Annotated in this window: 17 protein-coding genes; 6 read left to right on the top strand and 11 right to left on the bottom strand. The window is 64.7% G+C overall.

Annotated elements, in window-relative coordinates; genetic code table 11:
- Positions 1–84: 84 nt before the first annotated feature.
- Genes CH275_RS26145 through mca form a run of 3 tightly spaced genes read right to left on the bottom strand, consistent with a single transcriptional unit; the run spans position 85 to position 3,238 of the window.
- A complete protein-coding gene (locus tag CH275_RS26145) occupies positions 85–2,094 on the bottom strand; it encodes a thioredoxin domain-containing protein (RefSeq protein WP_094681008.1) in 2,010 nt (669 codons plus the stop codon).
- Complete coding sequence (locus CH275_RS26140; RefSeq protein WP_094681007.1) at positions 2,094–2,366, bottom strand: hypothetical protein; 273 nt, start codon at positions 2,364–2,366, stop codon at positions 2,094–2,096. Before CH275_RS26140 ends, CH275_RS26145 begins: the two co-directional genes overlap by 1 nt.
- A complete protein-coding gene (mca, locus tag CH275_RS26135; protein ID WP_179276356.1) occupies positions 2,363–3,238 on the bottom strand; it encodes a mycothiol conjugate amidase Mca in 876 nt (291 codons plus the stop codon). The genes CH275_RS26140 and mca overlap by 4 nt, the downstream gene beginning before the upstream one ends.
- A gap of 103 nt (positions 3,239–3,341) precedes the next feature.
- On the opposite strand from mca, the gene CH275_RS26130 reads away from it, so the two are divergent.
- Both CH275_RS26130 and greA read left to right on the top strand, forming a co-directional pair.
- Positions 3,342–3,782 (top strand): DUF4307 domain-containing protein, encoded by a 441-nt coding sequence (locus tag CH275_RS26130; protein WP_094681006.1) that lies wholly within the window; start codon positions 3,342–3,344, stop codon positions 3,780–3,782.
- A gap of 224 nt (positions 3,783–4,006) precedes the next feature.
- Positions 4,007–4,501 (top strand): transcription elongation factor GreA, encoded by a 495-nt coding sequence (gene greA / locus CH275_RS26125; RefSeq protein WP_032394210.1) that lies wholly within the window; start codon positions 4,007–4,009, stop codon positions 4,499–4,501.
- A 72-nt stretch (positions 4,502–4,573) separates the two neighbouring features.
- Here greA and CH275_RS26120 read toward each other — a convergent pair whose 3' ends face one another.
- Genes CH275_RS26120 through CH275_RS26110 form a run of 3 tightly spaced genes read right to left on the bottom strand, consistent with a single transcriptional unit; the run spans position 4,574 to position 9,520 of the window.
- Complete coding sequence (locus tag CH275_RS26120) at positions 4,574–5,368, bottom strand: ABC transporter permease (RefSeq protein ID WP_032380514.1); 795 nt, start codon at positions 5,366–5,368, stop codon at positions 4,574–4,576.
- Positions 5,365–6,333 carry an ATP-binding cassette domain-containing protein gene (locus tag CH275_RS26115; RefSeq protein WP_094681005.1) on the bottom strand — a complete coding sequence of 323 codons (969 nt, stop codon included), beginning with the start codon at positions 6,331–6,333 and terminating at the stop codon, positions 5,365–5,367. Before CH275_RS26115 ends, CH275_RS26120 begins: the two co-directional genes overlap by 4 nt.
- A gap of 55 nt (positions 6,334–6,388) precedes the next feature.
- Positions 6,389–9,520, bottom strand: coding sequence for an arabinosyltransferase domain-containing protein (locus CH275_RS26110; protein WP_094681004.1), 3,132 nt, complete (start codon positions 9,518–9,520; stop codon positions 6,389–6,391).
- A gap of 130 nt (positions 9,521–9,650) precedes the next feature.
- On the opposite strand from CH275_RS26110, the gene CH275_RS26105 reads away from it, so the two are divergent.
- The gene (locus tag CH275_RS26105; protein ID WP_094681157.1) at positions 9,651–10,025 is read left to right on the top strand and encodes a VOC family protein; all 375 of its coding nucleotides are present in this window, start codon (positions 9,651–9,653) and stop codon (positions 10,023–10,025) included.
- Here CH275_RS26105 and ilvA read toward each other — a convergent pair.
- Entirely contained in the window at positions 10,022–11,185 is a 1,164-nt protein-coding gene (gene ilvA, locus CH275_RS26100; RefSeq protein WP_218828826.1) for a threonine ammonia-lyase, read from the bottom strand. The two genes, CH275_RS26105 and ilvA, sit on opposite strands and share 4 nt — an antisense overlap.
- A 181-nt stretch (positions 11,186–11,366) precedes the next feature.
- Here ilvA and CH275_RS26095 point away from each other — a divergent pair, with 181 nt between their 5' ends.
- The 3 genes from CH275_RS26095 to CH275_RS26085 are packed head-to-tail and all read left to right on the top strand — an operon-like array spanning position 11,367 to position 13,253.
- The gene (locus CH275_RS26095; protein ID WP_179276355.1) at positions 11,367–12,308 is read left to right on the top strand and encodes a DUF6286 domain-containing Asp23/Gls24 family envelope stress response protein; all 942 of its coding nucleotides are present in this window, start codon (positions 11,367–11,369) and stop codon (positions 12,306–12,308) included.
- Positions 12,305–12,856 carry a hypothetical protein gene (locus tag CH275_RS26090; RefSeq protein ID WP_094681001.1) on the top strand — a complete coding sequence of 184 codons (552 nt, stop codon included), beginning with the start codon at positions 12,305–12,307 and terminating at the stop codon, positions 12,854–12,856. The genes CH275_RS26095 and CH275_RS26090 overlap by 4 nt, the downstream gene beginning before the upstream one ends.
- Positions 12,857–12,863: 7 nt before the next feature.
- A complete protein-coding gene (locus CH275_RS26085; RefSeq protein ID WP_094681000.1) occupies positions 12,864–13,253 on the top strand; it encodes a hypothetical protein in 390 nt (129 codons plus the stop codon).
- Positions 13,254–13,353: 100 nt separating this feature from the next.
- Here CH275_RS26085 and CH275_RS26080 read toward each other — a convergent pair whose 3' ends face one another.
- The 4 genes from CH275_RS26080 to tuf form a co-directional block, all read right to left on the bottom strand.
- Positions 13,354–13,650, bottom strand: a complete 297-nt coding sequence (locus CH275_RS26080; protein WP_179276354.1) for a putative quinol monooxygenase — start codon at positions 13,648–13,650, stop codon at positions 13,354–13,356.
- Between the two features lie 25 nt (positions 13,651–13,675).
- Entirely contained in the window at positions 13,676–16,201 is a 2,526-nt protein-coding gene (locus CH275_RS26075) for a polynucleotide kinase-phosphatase (protein WP_094680999.1), read from the bottom strand.
- On the bottom strand, positions 16,198–17,508 hold the full coding sequence (locus tag CH275_RS26070; protein WP_256991218.1) for a 3' terminal RNA ribose 2'-O-methyltransferase Hen1: 1,311 nt from the start codon (positions 17,506–17,508) through the stop codon (positions 16,198–16,200). The genes CH275_RS26075 and CH275_RS26070 overlap by 4 nt, the downstream gene beginning before the upstream one ends.
- Positions 17,509–17,794: 286 nt before the next feature.
- Positions 17,795–18,985, bottom strand: a complete 1,191-nt coding sequence (gene tuf / locus CH275_RS26065) for an elongation factor Tu (RefSeq protein ID WP_032380840.1) — start codon at positions 18,983–18,985, stop codon at positions 17,795–17,797.
- Positions 18,986–19,070: the final 85 nt, after the last annotated feature.

The raw sequence follows: 19,070 nt of genomic DNA, 5'->3' as shown, positions 1-19,070 counted from the left end.
GATCCACTGATAGAAGTTTCCGCCCCAGGCCGAAGAAGATCCCGCAACGATACTGTTTGTCCGTCGAAGCATCGACGAGCTTCGTCAACTCTGCAGTGCGAACGCCAAATCGTCGGCAGAGGTCACAGGACGGTCGCAGACGAAGCCGCGGCACACGTACGCGGTCTCTCGGCCGTCGACGGGTGGTCGGTCCATCAGCAACACCGATGAATCCGTCTCTCCTGCAACGACAACCGATCCGCCCGGCGCCAGTGCCCGGGCCGCGGCGAGAAGACCACCGCCCGACGCCGTCGACACCGCCACCTGGATCGGGCCACGGACGGATGCTTCTGCGACGGCCAGCCAGTGCCCGCCGGATCGGGGCGCACGTTCGAGAATCGATGCCGCGCGAGCAAGCGTCGCCGCTGCCAGTTCGCCGTAACGCGACGAGGATTCGTGATCGACCAACGCAGCAGCTGTGAGCAGGGCCTCCGCCATCGTGGACGCTCCCGACGGAGTGGCCCCGTCGATCGGGTCTCGCGGCCGAGTCACCAGCGTCTCGGCGTCGTCGGCGGTGTCGAACCAGCTGCCGATGTCGTCGGGGTCGGCGAAATGATCGATCGCAGCGTCGATGATCGAGGTGGTGCGCTCGGTCCAGACCGCGTCGCCGGTGGCTTGGAACAACGCTGCCGCGGCGACGGCCAGGCATGCGTAGTCCTCGAGCACTCCGGTGGCCTCGCCCACCGCGCTGCCCAGAGACGCTCGACGCACCCGCCCCGACTCGACATGTGCGGCGAAGAGGTGTTCGCCGCATTCGACCGCGGCGTCGACCCATCTCGGTTGCCCCAGCCCGGTGCCGGCCTCGACCAATGCGGTGATCGCCAACCCGTTCCAGGCGGTGACCACCTTGTCGTCACGGCCCGGCTGTGGCCTGGACGCACGAGCAGCCGCCAGAGCACTGCGCACGCGGGCGAACCGGTCGTAGTCCTCTGGCTCGGCGGGCAGTTGCAGTACCGACATGCCGGCCTCGAAGGTGCCCGCCGAACTCACCGCGAACAACCCCGCTGCCCACACGCCGTCCTCGAAGCCGAGGGTCTCGATCAGTTGCTCCGGCGTCCACGCGTAGGTCAGACCCTCGACGCCTTCGGTGTCGGCATCGAGTGCCGACGCGAAACAGCCGTTCGCCGTGCGTAATTCGCGCAGCATGAATTCCGCGGTGTCCGACGCCACCCGCCGAGCCAGCGGATCGTCGTCGACCCGGGCGGCATGCGCGTAGAACCTCAACAGCAGGGCATTGTCGTAGAGCATCTTCTCGAAATGCGGGACGATCCACTCCGCGTCGACGGAGTAGCGCGCGAATCCGCCGCCGAGCTGGTCGTAGATGCCTCCGCGCGCCATGGCCGACGCGGTACGGCGAACGACGCCGAGGACCTCGACGTCGCCGGTGCGCTCGTAGTGTCGGAGCAGACCTTCGAGCAGCGCACCCGGCGGGAACTTCGGAGCCCGGCCGAAGCCGCCGAAGGTGGTGTCCTCGTCGGCGCAGATCGCCGCGGCCGAGGCGGCCAACGAATCGGCGTCGATCGGACGCCTACCCGCAGGCACCCCCGCGCCGTTCTTGCGCAGTTCGGCGACGATCGCCGCGGAGGCGTCGAACACGTCCTGTCGTCGCGTCGACCAGGTGTCGGCGATCGCGGTGAGCAACTGCTGGAACGAGGGCATCCCCTGGCGCGGGGCAGGCGGAAAGTAGGTGCCGCAGTAGAACGGCTCGGTGTCGGGAGTGAGGAAGCACGTCATCGGCCACCCACCCTGGCCGGTCATCGCCACGGTGGCGTTCATGTACACCGAATCGAGGTCCGGTCTTTCCTCACGATCGACCTTGATGCACACGAAGTGCTCGTTCATCAGTGCCGCTGTGGTCTCGTCCTCGAACGACTCGTGCGCCATGACGTGGCACCAATGGCACGCCGAGTAGCCGATCGACAGCAAGATCGGAACGTCACGATCGCGGGCGGACTGCAGAGCCTGCGGCCCCCACTGCTGCCAATGCACCGGGTTGTCCGCATGCTGTCGCAGGTACGGGCTGGTTGACTCACCGAGCGCATTCGCGTCGAGCATCAGGGCTCGTCGGGTACGGCAGGTTTGGGTCGGCGCGGTTCGGATGGGGTCGAATCCGCTATTCCGCCGCGATCGGTGCCCTCGTCGAGAGCCTGATCCAGTGTCGGATCCTCCTTCTCGAACGTGGCGGGCAGCCGCTTGATCTTCTTGTTCATCGACCAGATGAGGAGGGCTGTTCCGACCAGCAACGCCACCAGGATCGCCAGCCCGATCGGCGAGGACTTGCCGAACTCGGGTCCGGTGGGTTGCTGGGCGAGAAGGGAGACGATCACTTGTCGGTCTCTTCTATTCCGGCGAACAGGTCCGTCTCGGGCAGCGAGGTCGTCACCCGGGTGCGGGCCAGCTCGAATTCCTCGGTGGGCCACAGCTTGCGCTGGACGTCCAGTGGCACTGCGAAGAAGGATCCGTTGGGATCGATCTGCGTCGCATGCGCTCGGAGTGCGTCGTCGCGCTGTTCGAAATAGTCACCGACGGTCACCTGGGTGGTGATGCGGCCGATGATCTCGTCGCGTTGGCCGTCCCATCGCTTCAGCCAGTCGACGAACGGGCTCTCTTCCCCGCGGTCGATGAACCAGTCGTGGAAGAGCTGCATGCGCTTGCGAATGAAGCCGTGCGAGTAGTAGAGCTTGAGTGGAGTCCAGGGCTCACCTGCGTCGGGAAAACGCTCGGGATCTCCCGCCGCCTCCCACGCCGCCATCGAGACCTCGTGGCACCTGATGTGATCGGGGTGCGGGTAGCCACCGCGTTCGTCGTATGTGGTGATGACGTGCGGCTTGAACTCCCGAATCACCTTCACCAGCGCCTCGGTCGAGACCTCCAACGGGACCAACGCGAAGCAGCCATCGGGAAGGGGCGGGAGCGGATCACCCTCGGGCAACCCGGAGTCTTCGAAGCCGAGCCAGGTCTGCTGGACGCCGAGAAAGCGCGCTGCCTCGGCCATCTCCTCGCGCCGAACCTCGTGGATGCGCTCGTGCACCCCCGGAATGTCCATCGCGGGATTGAGGATGTCGCCTCGTTCACCCCCGGTCAGAGTGACGACCAGAACGTCGTGTCCTTCGGCCGCGTAGCGAGCCGTCGTCGCAGCGCCTTTGCTGGACTCGTCGTCGGGATGGGCATGCACTGCCATGAGCCGCAGTCCGGACACGTTCTTCCTCACCTCGGATTCGCCTGATTCTTGCCTGCCCTATAGTTCCACCTGACGCCGACAGGCCCCCAGCGGCACCCCCGAATCGACCCCGAGAGCGGCCATGACCAACGCACTTCCCGCAGGTAGGTACCCGTCGGGTTCCGGCCCCAACGGAATTCGGCAGGCCCCCAAACGTGCGACGAAGATCGCATTGGTGGCGCTGGTTCTGCTGGTCGGGCTGGGCGTGGCCTACTACGCGTACTCGAAGTTCTCGGTCAAACCGATCGAAGGCAGCCAGCTGTCGTTCGACATCGTCGACGACTCCACGATGTCGATCCGTTTCAGTGTCACTCGGCAGGATCCCGAACAACCGGCCGTGTGCATCGTTCGCGTTCGCTCTCGCGACGGGTCCGAGACCGGCAGGCGTGAGGTCTACATTCCGCCCGAGTCCAGGTCCACCGCCGTGGAGTTGACCACCGAGGTGACGACGTCGGCTGCGCCAGCCGTCGGCGACGTCTACGGCTGCAGCCTCGATGTTCCCGAGTATTTACGAGCTCGATAGGCGAACTGCCTGTTCGTGGTAAGCTGGGGGCTATACACGGCCGCCGTACAGGTGCCGTGTATTGCTGCATTGCGGGCAGGGTTCACCTGCGAACGATGACGACGGCTCCAGGATGCGGGCCGACCAAGGGGATCCAACCATTGGAGTCCCCTGTTCGTTGCGTGCCCTACCTGTTCAGAAAACGGAATCGATGTCGAGATTCCGACTACGAGGGAGTGATCGAGATGACCGAGACCCAGGTGACCTGGCTGACCCAGGAATCACACGACAGGCTCAAGAGCGAACTCGACCAGCTCATTTCCAATCGCCCCGTCATCGCCGCCGAGATCAACGAGCGTCGCGAAGAAGGCGATCTGAAGGAGAACGGCGGATACCACGCCGCGCGCGAGGAGCAGGGCCAGCAGGAAGCACGCATCCGCCAGCTGCAGGAACTGCTCAACAACGCGAAGGTCGGCGAGGCGCCAACCCAGTCCGGTGTCGCACTGCCCGGCTCGGTCGTCAAGGTCTACTACGACGGTGACGAGTCCGACACCGAAACGTTCCTCATCGCCACCCGCGAAGAGGGTGCCCGCGACAACAAGCTCGAGGTGTACTCCCCCGCGTCCCCGCTGGGCGGATCGCTCATCGACGCGAAGGTCGGCGACACCCGCGAGTACACGCTGCCCAACGGCAAGACCATGAAGGTCACGCTCGTCAGCGCGGAGCCGTACCACACGTAAGCCTGCTCGCAGAAGACTCAGAACTGCACCCCCGGTCGCTCAGCGGCCGGGGGTGCAGTTCTGTGTGCAAGGTCAGGCGGTCATCGTTTTCTGGTACTTACGTACCGACAACGGCACGAACACCACCAGCATCACCACGACCCAGATCAGGGTGTAGAGCACTGGATTCTGCAGTGGCCACACCTCCGGCGGCGGCGCCATCGGGTTGGTGTTGCCGAATTGCTCACGTACCGCCAACGTCACCGAAGAGATCGGATTCCATTCTGCGATCGTCTTGAGCACGCTCGGGAAATTGTCGATCGGGACGAAGGTGTTGGCGATGAACGTCAACGGGAAGATCACGATGAACGACGCGTTGTTGAAGATCTCCGGGGAGCGCACGATCAGCCCCACCAGAGCCATCACCCACGAGATCGAGTACGCGAACAACAACAGCAACACGTACCCGAGCAGGGCGTCGAAGAACGACGACGTGATGCGCCAGCCGACGATGAGTCCGGTGATGGACATGATCGTGATGGTGACGATGTTGTTGCCGACGTCGGCTGCAGTGCGTCCGATGACCACGGCCGATCGGGCCATCGGCAACGACCGGAACCGGTCCATGACGCCCTTCTGCAGATCCTCGGCCAGCGAGGATCCGGTGATCGACGCGCCGAAAATCATGGTCTGGACGAAGATGCCGCCCATCAGGAAGCTCTTGTAGTCGATGCCGGGCACGTCGATCGCACTACCGAAGACGTACGCGAACAACAGCACGAACATGATCGGTGACAGCGTCGCGAAGAACAGCAGATCGGGAACTCGCTTGAGCTTGATCAGGTTTCGCTTGGTGATGATCGCCGAATCCAGGAGAACGTTGCTCATTTCTCTTCCTCCGCAGCCTCGGGCTCGCCGGTGGTCTGACCGGTCAGAGACAGGAACACATCGTCGAGGTTCGGCCGACGCAGACCGACGTCGACGACCCCGATCCCCGCAGCCTCGAGGTGGCTCAACGCCGAGGACAGATCCTTCGATCCACCGTTGACCGGCATGACGATACGACCCACCTGCTCGTCCAGGGTGGGCGGCTCGACGCCGATGGGCGAGAGAATCTCCTTGGCTCGATCGGCCTGGGAGCGATCGGTGAGCACGAATTCGACTCGCTCACCGCCGGTTTGAGCCTTGAGCTCGTCCGCGGTGCCGCGGGCGATGATCTTGCCCTTGTTCAGCACGATGATCGAATCGGCGAGCCGATCGGCTTCTTCGAGGTACTGCGTGGTCAACAGAATGGTCGTTCCGTCGCGGACGAGGTCTGCGATGAACTCCCACATGGTGATTCGGCTCCGCGGATCCAGTCCGGTGGTGGGTTCGTCGAGAAACACCACCCGTGGTCGCCCGATCAGGCTGGCCGCGATGTCGAGTCGCCGACGCATGCCGCCGCTGTACTGCTTGGCGGTCCGGTCGCGTGCGTACTCGAGGTCGAATCGCTCGAGCAGTTCGTCGGCGCGTTTCTTGGCCTCGGCCTTGCGTAGGCCGAACAGTCGCCCGACCATCTCGAGATTCTCGTATCCCGTCAGATACTCGTCCACGGCCGCGAACTGGCCGGTCAATCCGATCGTGCCGCGGACCTCGTTCGCCTGCTTCAACACGTCGAGGCCGAAAATTCTCGCCGAACCCGACGTCGCCTTGAGCAAGGTCGCGAGAATGCGGACGGCCGTCGTCTTGCCTGCACCGTTGGGGCCGAGCACACCCAGCACCGTGCCCTCGGGAACGGTGAAGTCGATCCCTCCGAGCGCGACGTTCTTGCCGTACCGAAGTACGAGCTCCTCTACTTCTATAGCGTTCGCCATGGCCCTATCCCCGTTTCTTTCCTGGTCGGTGTAAGGACTTCCGAACGCGTAGAGATTAACCGGTCTTGATCGGACCCGGAGTCCACAGGCCCGAACGCTGGACCTCGGTGGCGGTGATCTGCGCAGGCTCGGCCGACCGATCGTAGGGCGTGTACTGCTCGATCGATCCCCAGTCGCGGTCCCAGTCGTCTTTCAGATACGACGGTATGGTGCGGGCCGAGGCCACGATGTCGATCCAGCCGAGCGGTCCACCGCCGAAGTGGTCCTGCCACGCATTGGTGATGACGGCACCACTGCGATCCGGCAGTACCCGGAACTGCGGAATCTCGGCCACACCGAGGCGGTGGTCGAACGGACGCTGGCAGGGGAAGTTGAACCCGACCTCCCAGTCCAGCAGAACCGGATTCTCTCGCCCGACGACGTCGTTCAGCGTCTGGGTGCGTGGTACTCGCGGCGGGGTGATCGCGAGCCACTGGTCGGGATCACGATCGGTATCGGAGAGCACGAGGCGAATCGTGTTTGCACCGGCTGGAATCCGGTCCATCGGAACTCGCAGGTTGCGCCAGGACGGCGTCGGACCGATGTCGATGGGCGTCACCCGTCCCTGAGCCCGTCCGTCGACTCCGTACTCCAGTTCCAGATTCTGGCCGTAGGTGACAATGCCGTCGGAGTCCACCGAGCGGATGCGTCCGGCAGCAGCGATGGAGATCAGGTCTCCCGGATCGGCGGGCAGCGCGTACCAACCGGTCGTCAAAGTTGCGGGGGTGTCGGATCCGAATGAGCCGAGCACCGGCACGGCCCCGGGATCCAAGCCGTACGGCAGTGCGCTGCCGCCTGTTCCGGCACCGGTGGTCGACGTCGGCTGCTGTTGTTCGTCGGTGTCGACGGTGTTCGAGGTACCCGACGCCGACGCCTCCTTGTCTGCGGTGAGGTCGCCCGCAACCCCGTCCGGGGTGAACCCGTCGTTCTCGGCACCCAGCGCGGCGAATGCGTCGCCGCTCACCGGTTGCAGCACATCGGCATTGGGGTCTGTTTCGAGCAGCACGTCGTTGGCGAGACCGCACGTGTTGCCGGTCAGCGCCGAGATGTTCGACTTCGCGATCGAGTACGACGGCCATTGCGCCACAGCACCCTTGGCCATCGATGCCACGGCCAGCAGCACCATCAACGCGGCCGCGACGGCGATCGGCGGAACCGACCACCACCGAGCCAATGGCTTGTCGGTGCGCACATACGGCGCGCGCAAGTGGAACCACACCGCCGCGAGCAACAGCAGTAGCGTCAGCCCGAGGAACATCGTCGAGATACCGAGGCCTGCGATCAGAATCGGCTTGTCCCAGAACGGAACTCCCCACGCCGAGACGTACCAGTACCCATTGGTTCCGGTGAACGCGACGGCCATCAGGAACGAGACTGCCGCTGCGAACAACAGTCGATTGCGCCGCGAGCGCAGCACTGCCGCGCCGGTCGCCACGGCTGCCAGCACCACCACCGATGCGGCGAGACCGGCGAACACTCCGAAATGGTGCGTCCACTTGGTCGGGGTGATCATCATCAGCGCCATGGACCCGACGGTGATGCCGACGATCCTTCGCGCCGGGCCGGTTGCGGTTCCGGGGATCTTGCCGCCCTTGCGCAGCATCGCCACGACCACCGTGATCAGCGAGACGATCATGACGAACACCCCGAACCGGCGGGCGAGCGAACCGTCGATGTCCATGTTCATCAGCCACTGGTAGCGCAGATACTCGTCGAACCACGCCTGACTGGGGCCGGCCGCGTCGTGCACGCGCTGCATCTCGAGCATGCCGGCGACGGTCTGGTTGCCGAACGCGAACACAAGCACCACCGTGCCCGACGCCACCAAGGGGGCGAGCAGCGTCGCCGCGCCCAGTGCGGTGCTGCGGAACTCGCGGGCGCGGGCCACGACGATCTGCAGCACCGGCCGGGCTCCGGCGATCAGCGGCGCGAAGCAGATGAAACCGGAGGGCGCACACGTGACCGTCAACGCCGCGATGAGAATCGCCGCGGCAGCGGGCAGCAATCTGCGGGTCGCGATGGACCGCTCCACCGAACACCACGTCAGCAGGACTCCGATCGCCACGAACGGTTCCGGGCGCAGCCCGTTGTTGTACGGCAGCCAGAACGCCAGCAGCACCAGGCCGCCGCTCCACAGCGCGGTCTTCGACGCGCGAGCGGCAGCACCGAATCGCGGAATCACCTCACGACTGAGAACGAGCCACGCGACGACAGCGCAGATCAGCGTCGGCAGACGCATCCAGACACTGGCCGTCGAGACGTGCGACATGAAGCCGAACATGTCGTAGAGCGGTGTGCCGAACGGCGTCTCGGGCACACCGAAATAGCGGAAATAGTTGGCCATGTACCCGGCGTGATCGGCCGTGCGGGCCATGCCCAGTTGGTAGCCGTCGTCGGAGGTATTTGCCCCGATCATGTGCCACACCAGCAGCGTCCCGATCACCACCGCGTCGGCCGGCCCGAAGCTCCACCAGCGACGCGGCAGGAACCTCCGGGCGCGCCTACCGTCGGAAAGGTCGAGGCGGTGCAGCGCTATCAGCGAGACGATGGTGGCGAGCACACCGACGATCATCGCGAACCACTTCAGGACGCTCGGCGTCGAGGAGAATCGGCTGTCCAGCTCGGCCTGCAGTTGCAGACCGGGAACGGCGCCCTGAAGATCGCTGAACACACCGACCATCTGCGGCCGAATGTCGCCCTCGCGCGTCACGGTGTCTTCACCGGTCAGTCCGACGGTGGTCGCGGTGCCGTCCGAGGCGATCGTCAACGAGCAGTCGCCCGCAGCCGATGGGCTCAGTTCCGAGACCGGCTTCTCGAGGAGGACCGAATCGCGCAACGTCACCTTCAGTTGCGACGCCTCACCACCGGTTACTTCCGCGACGAGACCGTATCGATAGGCGTCGGGCGATCCCTTGGGCGACGTGGACAGCAGTATCCCGCCGCCGGGGAGCCTGGCCGCGGCGTCACACGGGACGGTCGCGTCGACGCTGATCGGCGTATAGCCGACGAGCGGAGCTGCGACATTACCGACAGTGTCGCTCTGCGGCCAGGTCAACGACGACTGCTGCTGATCGATCGGCAACAACGGTATCGAGATCGTCAGCAGAATTCCCAGGACAGCGGAGACAATCGCGACGAGCCGAGCCATGCAAATATCTCCCACCGATGTCCTGGTCCAGGTCGCTGATCAAGGTACCAGTCGGGTATTGCCGGGCCCGTCCATCGGCGCTAGCATCGGTTCCGCGCCCCCGATGGGCCTACTCACGAGGTACACGATCATGTCGATCACGTTCGATCACACCATCATTGCCGCAACCGACCGCACAGAATCCGCGCAGTTCTATCTCGACGTCCTCGAAGCAACACCCGCCCCGTCCTGGGGCCCGTTCACCAACATCACCCTTGGCGCAGGAGTCATGCTCCAGTTCGCAGAGCCGCCCTTCGAGTACCACCCACAACACTATGCATTTCTCGTCGACGACGAGCTTTTCGATCGGGCCTGCTCGCGATTCTTGGACCTGGGCGTCGAACATTGGGGCGACCCACAGCGCAGTCGCCCGAATGAGACCAACACCGAGCACGGGGGCCGAGGCGTCTACTTCCTGGATCCCGGAGGGAATTTCCTGGAGCTGATCACCAGGAGGTACTTCTAGCTCTCGACGTGCACCGCATATCCCGCTGCGCCCAGGGCATCGAGCACCGAGCCTCGGTGATCGGGTCCGCGGGTCTCGACGGTCAACATCACGTCGACTTCCTCCAATCCCAGGCGCCCACCGGTACGGGAGTGGACCACGTCGACGACGCTGGCCCCGGCATCGCGCAACACGCCGAGCACTCCGGTGAGCCCGCCCGGCTTGTCCGAAATAGTCACGCGCACAGCAAGATAGCGGCCACCCGCCCGGAGTCCGTGGGTGATGACGTGGGTGAGCAGCAGCGGGTCGATGTTTCCGCCGGAGAGGATGGCGCACACCGAGCCGGTCAGTCCGAGCTCGTCGGCGGAATGCGTCATCAGCGCGGCCACCGCCGCCGCACCGGCCGGTTCGACGATGAGCTTCGCTCGCTCGATGCACAGCACCAGGGCTCGGGACAGCGCGTCCTCACTGACGGTGACGACGTCGTCGACCCAGCCCTGCACATGATCGAAGGGCACCGATCCGGGCAGGCCGACAGCGATACCGTCGGCCATCGTCGACATCGATGCCAACGCGATCGGATGCCCCGCCTTCAGCGACGCGGGCCACGCCGCAGCGCCTTCGGCCTGGACACCCACGACCCTGATCTCGGGCTTGGTCAGCTTGACCGCCGCGGCGACACCGGCCAGCAGTCCCCCGCCGCCGGTGGGTATCACGATGGTGCCGACGTCCGGCATCTGCTGCAGCAGTTCGGTACCGAGCGTCGCCTGGCCCGCGACGATGTCGAGATGGTCGAACGGATGGATGAGGGTGGCACCGGTACGGTCGGCGAATTCCCGGGCCGACTTCAGCGCCTCGTCGACGGTGTTGCCCACCAGATGTACCGTCGCGCCGTATGCCTTGGTGGCCACCAGCTTCGGCAGGGACACGCCCACCGGCATGAACACCGTGGATTCGATCCCCACCTGCGACGCCGCCCACGCGACACCCTGAGCATGATTGCCCGCGCTGGCCGCAACGACCCCCAATGCCCGCTGCTCGAAGTCGAGCCGGGCGATGCGGTTGTACGCCCCGCGCGGCTTGAATGATCCGGTGCGCTGCAGGTTCTCGCACTTGAGGCGCACCTCGTGGCCGGTCAGGTCGGAGAGAATCCGCGAGGCCACCACAGGCGTCCGGCGCATGACCGGCTCCAGCAGTTCCTCGGCCGACGCGATATCCGACGCAGTCACCCGCACAATTTCCGACACGGTCGCAGTATGCCAGGAACAATTACTCCTGCGACGGCATCCGCCGTCGGTCGTCACTACAGTTGTGGAGCGCGTGCCGCACCCGAGCGACCCGCGACCGGCAGGAGGATTCTCGGTGACGACGCAGGCTGGATCCGACGAGGTCAGCGATGACCTCGAGATGCGCGGCAGCCTCGAGATCAAGGACCGGGCGATTTCCCGGACCGCCATCGCTGCGGCTTTGAAGGATCCGCGGGTCACCCGCACCACCGGTGGGCTTTCGCGGCTGACCGGGCGAGAGCTTCCCCGCGCCGACGTCACCCTCGGCGAAGACACGATTGCCGTCAACCTCTACATCGGCGTCCGGTGGCCGTCGCAGATCACCGAGGTCACCGAGGCGGTGCACGCAGCCGTCGAGGGCGCACTGGCAACGATGACCGGGCTGCACGTGCATCGAGTCAACGTTCTGGTCTCCGACACCGAACTGCATCGCGCGGAGCGCGCTCCAGCGAAGGAGATTGCCTCGCAAGTGATCTCACCTCGTCCACCCACAGCCGGGCCGGCGGCGATGCCGGTGGCTCTGCTCTTCGGGTTCGCACTTCTCGGTCTCGCCTTCGTGGCCGGTAGGGAATTTCTGATCGCGCAGGGACACTTCGGCGGTGACCAGTGGATCGCCGATGCCACCTCATGGGTCGCTCGATTGCATTGGCAGAGTTGGATGATCGCCGCCGCGATCGGTTCCGCCCTCGTCGGACTGTTACTCGTGTTCGTCGGAGTCAAACCACGAACGAGAACTCATTCCGGCCTGGGCGGCGAGGCGGCGACCGTATGGGCAACTCCCACCGATATCGCTCGGTTGTGCAGTGCTGCAGCGCAGTCCACCCGCGGAGTCGTGGACGTTCACACCGTCGTGACACGGAAGAAGATCGAGGTGCGGGTCGAGCGAGATCCGGTCTTCGACGTCGACAGAATCGACGCGGCCGTGCGCGATGCCCTCGCTCCGGTACTGTCCGTCGCCGCGGGCGGACGGCGTCTGACGGTGCAGCACTCGGTAGCCCAGCCGACGAGGGTCTCGTGAAGACATTCGTCGCGGGGGCGGATCGGCTCCTCGCCGTCGTCGCAGGGCTCGGGCTCGTGGCCGGTGGGAGCTTCGCACTGGCCTGGCACTACGACGTTCCCTGGGCACGAGAGACGCTGTCTCGCTTCGATCGTGCAGAGATTGCGGATTTGCCGCAGCAGGGCTGGTGGGTCGCGACGCTGGCGATCGTGGTCGCAGTCGCCGTCGTGGTGGCTCTGGTGTTGTTGATCGGCAACTTCTCTCCGCGAAGTACCGCGACGGCGAGCGTCATCGAACAGCCACACTTCTCGGCGCACGTGGACCTGAGCGCCATCGCATCGGGGGTGGCGGCGGAGTTGGCCGAGTTCCCCGGAGTTCGGCGAGCCAAGGGGACGGCGATCGATGACAGGGGTATGCCCACCATCGCTGTGTCGGTCTACGCTGCAGCGGATTTCGATGTAGTTGCTTTCACCACGGACGCCGAGTCGCGCGCCGCCTTCGTCGCCGAATCACTCGCGGGGACCCACGTCGCTACCCGCATTCAGTTGCACGTCGACAAGCGGGGATAGTGTTGTCATGACGGTATCGACGCGCAGCAAGTTCGAGCGATGGTCCGGTGGAATGCCTCTCGCGGCCCCTGTGGCATTCGGAGCGGTGCTGGTGATAGCCGCCGTCGCTTCGAATCTCGGCCACAGTTCGGTCTACTTCTACGTCCCCTTGGTATTCGCGGCGACGGGAACGATGATCTGGCTCAAAGGCCGTCGTACCCCCAACCGAAGCGGCATGATGCACGCCGCAGTCGGATCGGCGCTGCTGGTCGGATGCGGCATCGTCGTCGCGGTCTGCGGCCTCGCCGGCGGTCTGATGCTGGACTCGCAGACCTTTTGGGCGTCGATCGCGGTAGCTGCTGCAATCGCGGCACCGATCAGTGCCGGAATCAGTCCGTTCTCGTCGCCCCAGAACTAGTGCCGTTGCCCGCCCCGGTTCGGATCAATGCGCCTTTGTTGCATTCTGAGCGACTGAAACCCACATTGATCCCAGCTGGGGTGGGCGCAGCACTCCCGGTCTAATGGACTGCCGCACCTTCGACTATCAGTACTCGGGCTGGTCCCGCTCGAAACTGTTTGTTCGCGGCATCCGCGTCGAGCATGTGCGGCGCATCGTCGTGGGCTGCCAACGCCTCCGCCGACTCCCAGTGTTCGAGGATGACGAACCCATCCGCGGTGCCGACGACCCGGTGCAGGTCGTACTGGAGGCAACCCGATTCCGCTCGAACCAGTGGTGCCAGCTCGGCGAACGCCTGGACCTGACGTTCGCCGAGACCGGCCTTCGTTTCCACGGACACAACGACTCTGATGGTCATTGCCGCATAGTAGTGCCTGCGGCAGCTACAGGCGCGGGTCCACCGGCTCCGATTCCAGTGCCAGTACGGCGAATACGGCCTGGTGGATGCGATACAACGGCTCATCGCGCACGGATCGGTCCAGTGCTTCCATTCCGAGTGCGTATTCGCGCAGAGCCATCGACTGCTTGTGTCCCACGTTCCGGTTCCGCAACGCTGCAAGTCGGTCCGGGTCGGTGTAATCGGCACCGTAGATCAGCCGCAGATACTCTCGGCCGCGAACCTTCATGCCGGGCTGCATCTTTCCACGCGGAAAGTTTTCGGCCGGTTTGACGACCATGCCCTCACCGCCCAGCGCCGTCAACTCCTCCCACCACTTCTCGCCTGCCGCAACCGAATCGGCCGATGACAGATCCACCTCGATCCGCCGGGTAACGGCGAACACCTCAGGGGCGGCCGCCACCAGCCGGTCGGCAAGATCGAGGTGCCACTCGTGCGGACGATCGGCATAGGTTCCGAGGTTCGACGCCAACACCTGGAACGGCGCGATCCTGACGCCGCTCAACCCGTCGGTCGGCCAGATGTAGCGCCGATAGGCAGCGGTGAACTCCACCAGATTGTCCTGACGAATTCTGTTCCGGTCTCGCAGTTCCTGCATGTCCAGGCCACGCGACGCAGCCTGGGCAAGCACACCTGCTTCGGCCTCGAGAGTGGCCCGAGACTCCGCGGCAACAGCGGCATACTCGGACTTGATCAGCCCCTCCGCCTTCGCAGACCAGGGCATCAGTTCACAGTCGAGAATCAGCCAGCGCGAGCCCAACTCGTCCCACACACCGGCTTCTTCGAGCGTGTAGGCCACCCCCGAGATCAGCTCTCCCGTCAGTTTTTCGTCGAAGACGGGACGACCGGTGCGGGTGTACGCGGTACCGAGAACACCCTCCGGTGCGTCGAACTTCTCCCGCGCGGTGTCGGCGTCGCGACACACCACCACGACGACCCGCGAGCCCATGTGCTTCTCCTCGCAGATCACCGCCGACGCACCGAGCCCCCGATATGCGTCGAACGCCTCCGTCGGATACTCGAGGTAGCCGTCGCGCTCCGAAGTTCGACTCGGTGCCATCGTCGGCGGCAGATAGTGCAGCCACTGCGGAGCGAGGGCAAACCGACTCATCACCTCCAATCCCCCGGCCGCATTCTCTGGCCGAATCGACACGCGACCACGCAGCGACGTCTCGACACCCGTCGGGCCGATCACGTCCGACAGATCGAGCGACGCCGCATCTCGCACGAATGCACCCACCGGACGGGCCGGCTCGTACCAGACCTGCTCGGCCGGCACCGAGACGATCTCGCGCCCCGGGTAGCGCAGCGCCGTCAACTTGCCACCGAATACGCAGCCGGTATCGAGACACGCAGTGTTGTTCTCCCACTCCACTTCCGGCACCGGAGTGTGCCCATAGAGAACGGTCGCCGACCCGCGATAGTCCTTGGCCCAGGGATACCGAACCGGCAGGCCGAACTCATCGGTCTCCCCGGTGGTGTCGCCGTACAGAGCAAAGCTTCGAACTCTGCCCGACGCCCGGTTGTGGTACTTCTCGATCAGTCCGGCGTGCGCCACGACGAGCTTGCCGCCGTCGAGCACGAGGTGCGCGACGAGACCGTCGCAGAACTCGAGTACCTCCCGGCGGAACTCTGCCGGCTCGGCGTCGAGCTGTACGAGGGTCTCGGCGAGACCGTGCGAGGCCGTCACCTTCCGACCCCGCAGCGCCTTGACGAGCTTGTTCTCGTGGTTGCCCGGGACTGCCAGCGCCGCACCGGCACCGACCATCCCCATCACCAGGCGCAGTACGCCGACCGAGTCGGGCCCACGATCGATGTAGTCACCGAGGAACACAGCCGTTCGTCCGTCCGGCGGCGTTGCGCCGACCGCGCGACCGGCCTCGTCAGGCTCCACCGTGTAACCCAATGCTGCGAGCAGGCTTTCGAGCTCGGCGAGACACCCGTGGATATCGCCGATGACGTCGAACGGCCCGGTCAGCTCACGTCGATCACTACGCAGTGGCGTACGAACGAACGTCGCCGACGCCACCGCATCGACACCGTCGAGCACATGGACCGAACGAAACCCTTCCTTGGTCAAACCTCGCATGGACCGCTGCAACTGTGACTGTTGGCGGCGCAACACATCTCGGCCGAAGGTCCTGTCGGTGCGCTCGGCATTGCGCTGTGCACACACCGATTCCGGCACATCGAGCACGACGGCAACCGGGAGCACGTCGTGTTCCCGGGCCAGCGCGATCAACGCCTTGCGGGCCGCCGGTTGCACGTTCGTGGCATCGACGACAGTGAGCAGACCTGCCCGGAGTCTGGTCGCGACCAGGAATTCCAGCAGCGCGAACGCATCCTTGGTTGCGCTCTGCAGATTGGGATCGTTGCTCACCATCCCTCGACACGCATCACTCGACACCGTTTCGTACGGACCGAAGTGCTGCGCCGCGAACGACGACTTCCCTGATCCACTGATGCCGACGAGGACGACGAGGGACAGGTCCGGAATGTCGAAGGTACTCACTGGGACTGCTCCTCTCGGGTGAAGACGGCCATCTGGGTCGGGGTGCCGTGCGTGTCGTCGGCCGGGCCGATTCCCTCGACACGCACCTCATAGGCATGTTCACGTGCCACCGACGAACCCCATTGCTCGAACTCCGCGCGGGTGAACTCGAATCGGTGGTCGACATGACGGAAGGCACCCGGTTCGAGCCCCGGATACAGTGCGTTGTACTCGGAATTGGGTGTGGTCACCAGCACCGTCCGGGGACGAGCCTCGCGAAAGACCGAGCGCACCAACGCCGGAAGCCGATCGAGGTCGACGTGCTCGATCACCTCCATGAGCACCATCGCGTCGAATCGCTGCAACCGCACGTCGCGGTAGGTCGCCGACGACTGAACCAGTTCGATGCGCGTCCGTTGCCGATCCGCCATATCGTCCAGACGGAGCCGACGGTGCGCCTTGGCGAGTGCACGATCGCTCACGTCGGCACCGACGATCCGCTCGAACGTGTTGTTCGCCAACAGCTCTCGAAGCAGACGACCTTCACCGCAACCGAGATCGATCACCGACTTCGCGCCGACGTCTGTCAGTGAAGCCAACACGGCGCGCACCCGCTGCTCGGCCAGAGTCGGATCCCTCGGGGCAACGTCGTCCTGCGGAGCGTCGGGCACCAATCGGTCCAGCGCCGAAGCCACGAGCTCGCGGCGGTGCGCCAGGTAGCGGGACGCGATCAACGACGACTCGGGGTGATCTCCGAGCCAATCCCCTGCTGCTCGAACGAGTTTGTCGGCCTCGTCCTCCCCCACCCAATAGTGCTTGGCGTCGTCGAGAACCGGAAGAAGAACGTACAGGTGTCGCAGTGCTGCCGACAGAGTGAACGTGCCGGTGAGAACGAGGTCGACGTATTCGGAGTCGCCCCATTCCGGTTGCGTCGGATCGAGTGGAATAGGCGTCGCCTCGACGGTCCAGCCCAGGGGACCGAACAACCGTGACGCGAGGTCGGTCGCACCACGAGACGGCGCCGCAGGCATCGACACAGTCAGATCGATTGCAGCAGAAACCAGTTCCGGCCTGGTGGCGCACACCCCGGTCAATGCCTGCTTGAACAACCGAGACAGTGCCACCGCAAGCCCCGATGCGGCAGGACTCTTGTCGTCGGTAGCGTCGAGCAGTACGGCGAGTGTTGTCCGCTCTGCCGAGACCTCGGGATACAGCACCGTCGCGGCACCCATGGGCAGATTTCGACTCAGCACGCGATCGGGGTGCTTGTGCAACAAATACCCGATGTCGGAGGTGTCCGGGAAATCGGTTGTGGCATTTGCAGTCACGGTCAGTAGCACCGCAGCGACGTTACGGGACCGCCGCATCCGATGCGTCCCATTTTTCGGCCGCCACCTCGGGCCGCGTCAATGGACCATTGCATACGTCTGACCGCGGAAAAGGTCCATTCACCCTCTGGGGGTGGCCACCTCATTCTGCGTGAATGGACCATTGCACACGTCTGGGCGGTGCAATGGTCCATTGACGCGGGCGGCGGAGCCGCACGCACATACGCAAAAGCGGCACCCACCCTTTCGGGTGAGTGCCGCTTCGGTAGAGCAGGGTGAAACTAGATCACTTGACGATCTTCGTGACGCGACCGGCTCCGACGGTACGACCGCCCTCACGGATGGCGAAACGGAGGCCGACATCCATGGCGACCGGCTGGATCAGCGTGACGGACATCTCGGTGTTGTCACCGGGCATGACCATCTCGGTGCCCTCGGGAAGGGTCACAACGCCCGTAACGTCCGTGGTACGGAAGTAGAACTGCGGGCGGTAGTTGTTGAAGAACGGCGTGTGGCGGCCGCCCTCGTCCTTCGAGAGGATGTAGGCGTTGCCCTCGAACTCCGTGTGGGGAGTCGTGGTGCCGGGCTTGATGATGACCTGTCCACGCTCGACGTCTTCGCGCTTGATGCCACGAACGAGGAGGCCGACGTTGTCGCCTGCCTGACCCGAGTCGAGCAGCTTGCGGAACATTTCGATTCCGGTGACGGTGGTCTTGGTCGAGCCGGGGCGGATGCCAACGATCTCGACCTCTTCGTTGACGTTGACCGAGCCGCGCTCGATACGTCCGGTGACCACGGTGCCACGACCGGTGATGGTGAAGACGTCCTCGACGGGCATGAGGAACGGCTTGTCGGTCTCACGGACGGGGTCCGGCACGGAATCGTCGACGGCCTGCATGAGCTCCAGAACCGACTCGCCCCACTTCTCGTCACCCTCGAGTGCCTTGAGTGCGGAGACCTTGATGACCGGTGCGTCCTCGTCGAACTCCTGCGAAGCGAGGAGCTCGCGGACCTCCATCTCGACGAGCTCGATGATCTCGTCGTCGTCGACCATGTCGGCCTTGTTCAGTGCGACCAGGATGTACGGAACACCGACCTGGCGGGCGAGCAGCACGTGCTCGCGGGTCTGCGGCATCGGGCCATCGGTGGCTGCCACGACCAGGATTGCGCCGTCCATCTGAGCCGCGCCGGTGATCATGTTCTTGATGTAGTCGGCGTGACCCGGTGCATCGACGTGCGCGTAGTGGCGCTTCTCGGTCTGGTACTCGACGTGGGAGATGTTGATCGTGATACCACGAGCCTTCTCCTCCGGAGCCTTGTCGATCTGATCGAAAGCCGATGCCTCGTTCAGGTCCGGGAACTTGTCGTGCAGAACCTTCGTGATTGCAGCCGTCAGCGTCGTCTTACCGTGGTCAACGTGACCGATGGTGCCGATGTTGACGTGCGGCTTCGTCCGATCGAACTTCGCCTTCGCCACTGTGTGTCCTCCTGGACTGATCTGTGTGTACCCCTGCGGGGCAAACACGCGTATGTGTTGTTACTTATTACAGGTCGAGCGTGGT

Origin of the sequence: Rhodococcus sp. 06-235-1A (assembly GCF_002258785.1) — a bacterium.
Lineage (GTDB): Bacteria > Actinomycetota > Actinomycetes > Mycobacteriales > Mycobacteriaceae > Rhodococcoides.
Note: the sequence above shows the minus strand (reverse complement) of the source record. Positions and strands in the feature narration are given on the sequence as shown.

What these genes read in the sequence shown, in the direction of transcription:
- CH275_RS26145 (WP_094681008.1), bottom strand. Translation starts at nt 2,094, where the DNA reads ATGCTCGACGCGAATGCGCTCGGTGAGTCAACCAGCCCGTACCTGCGA.
- CH275_RS26130 (WP_094681006.1), top strand. Translation starts at nt 3,342, where the DNA reads ATGACCAACGCACTTCCCGCAGGTAGGTACCCGTCGGGTTCCGGCCCC.
- greA (WP_032394210.1), top strand. Translation starts at nt 4,007, where the DNA reads ATGACCGAGACCCAGGTGACCTGGCTGACCCAGGAATCACACGACAGG.
- CH275_RS26120 (WP_032380514.1), bottom strand. Translation starts at nt 5,368, where the DNA reads ATGAGCAACGTTCTCCTGGATTCGGCGATCATCACCAAGCGAAACCTG.
- CH275_RS26115 (WP_094681005.1), bottom strand. Translation starts at nt 6,333, where the DNA reads ATGGCGAACGCTATAGAAGTAGAGGAGCTCGTACTTCGGTACGGCAAG.
- CH275_RS26110 (WP_094681004.1), bottom strand. Translation starts at nt 9,520, where the DNA reads ATGGCTCGGCTCGTCGCGATTGTCTCCGCTGTCCTGGGAATTCTGCTG.
- CH275_RS26105 (WP_094681157.1), top strand. Translation starts at nt 9,651, where the DNA reads ATGTCGATCACGTTCGATCACACCATCATTGCCGCAACCGACCGCACA.
- ilvA (WP_218828826.1), bottom strand. Translation starts at nt 11,185, where the DNA reads ATGCGCCGGACGCCTGTGGTGGCCTCGCGGATTCTCTCCGACCTGACC.
- CH275_RS26085 (WP_094681000.1), top strand. Translation starts at nt 12,864, where the DNA reads ATGACGGTATCGACGCGCAGCAAGTTCGAGCGATGGTCCGGTGGAATG.
- CH275_RS26080 (WP_179276354.1), bottom strand. Translation starts at nt 13,650, where the DNA reads ATGACCATCAGAGTCGTTGTGTCCGTGGAAACGAAGGCCGGTCTCGGC.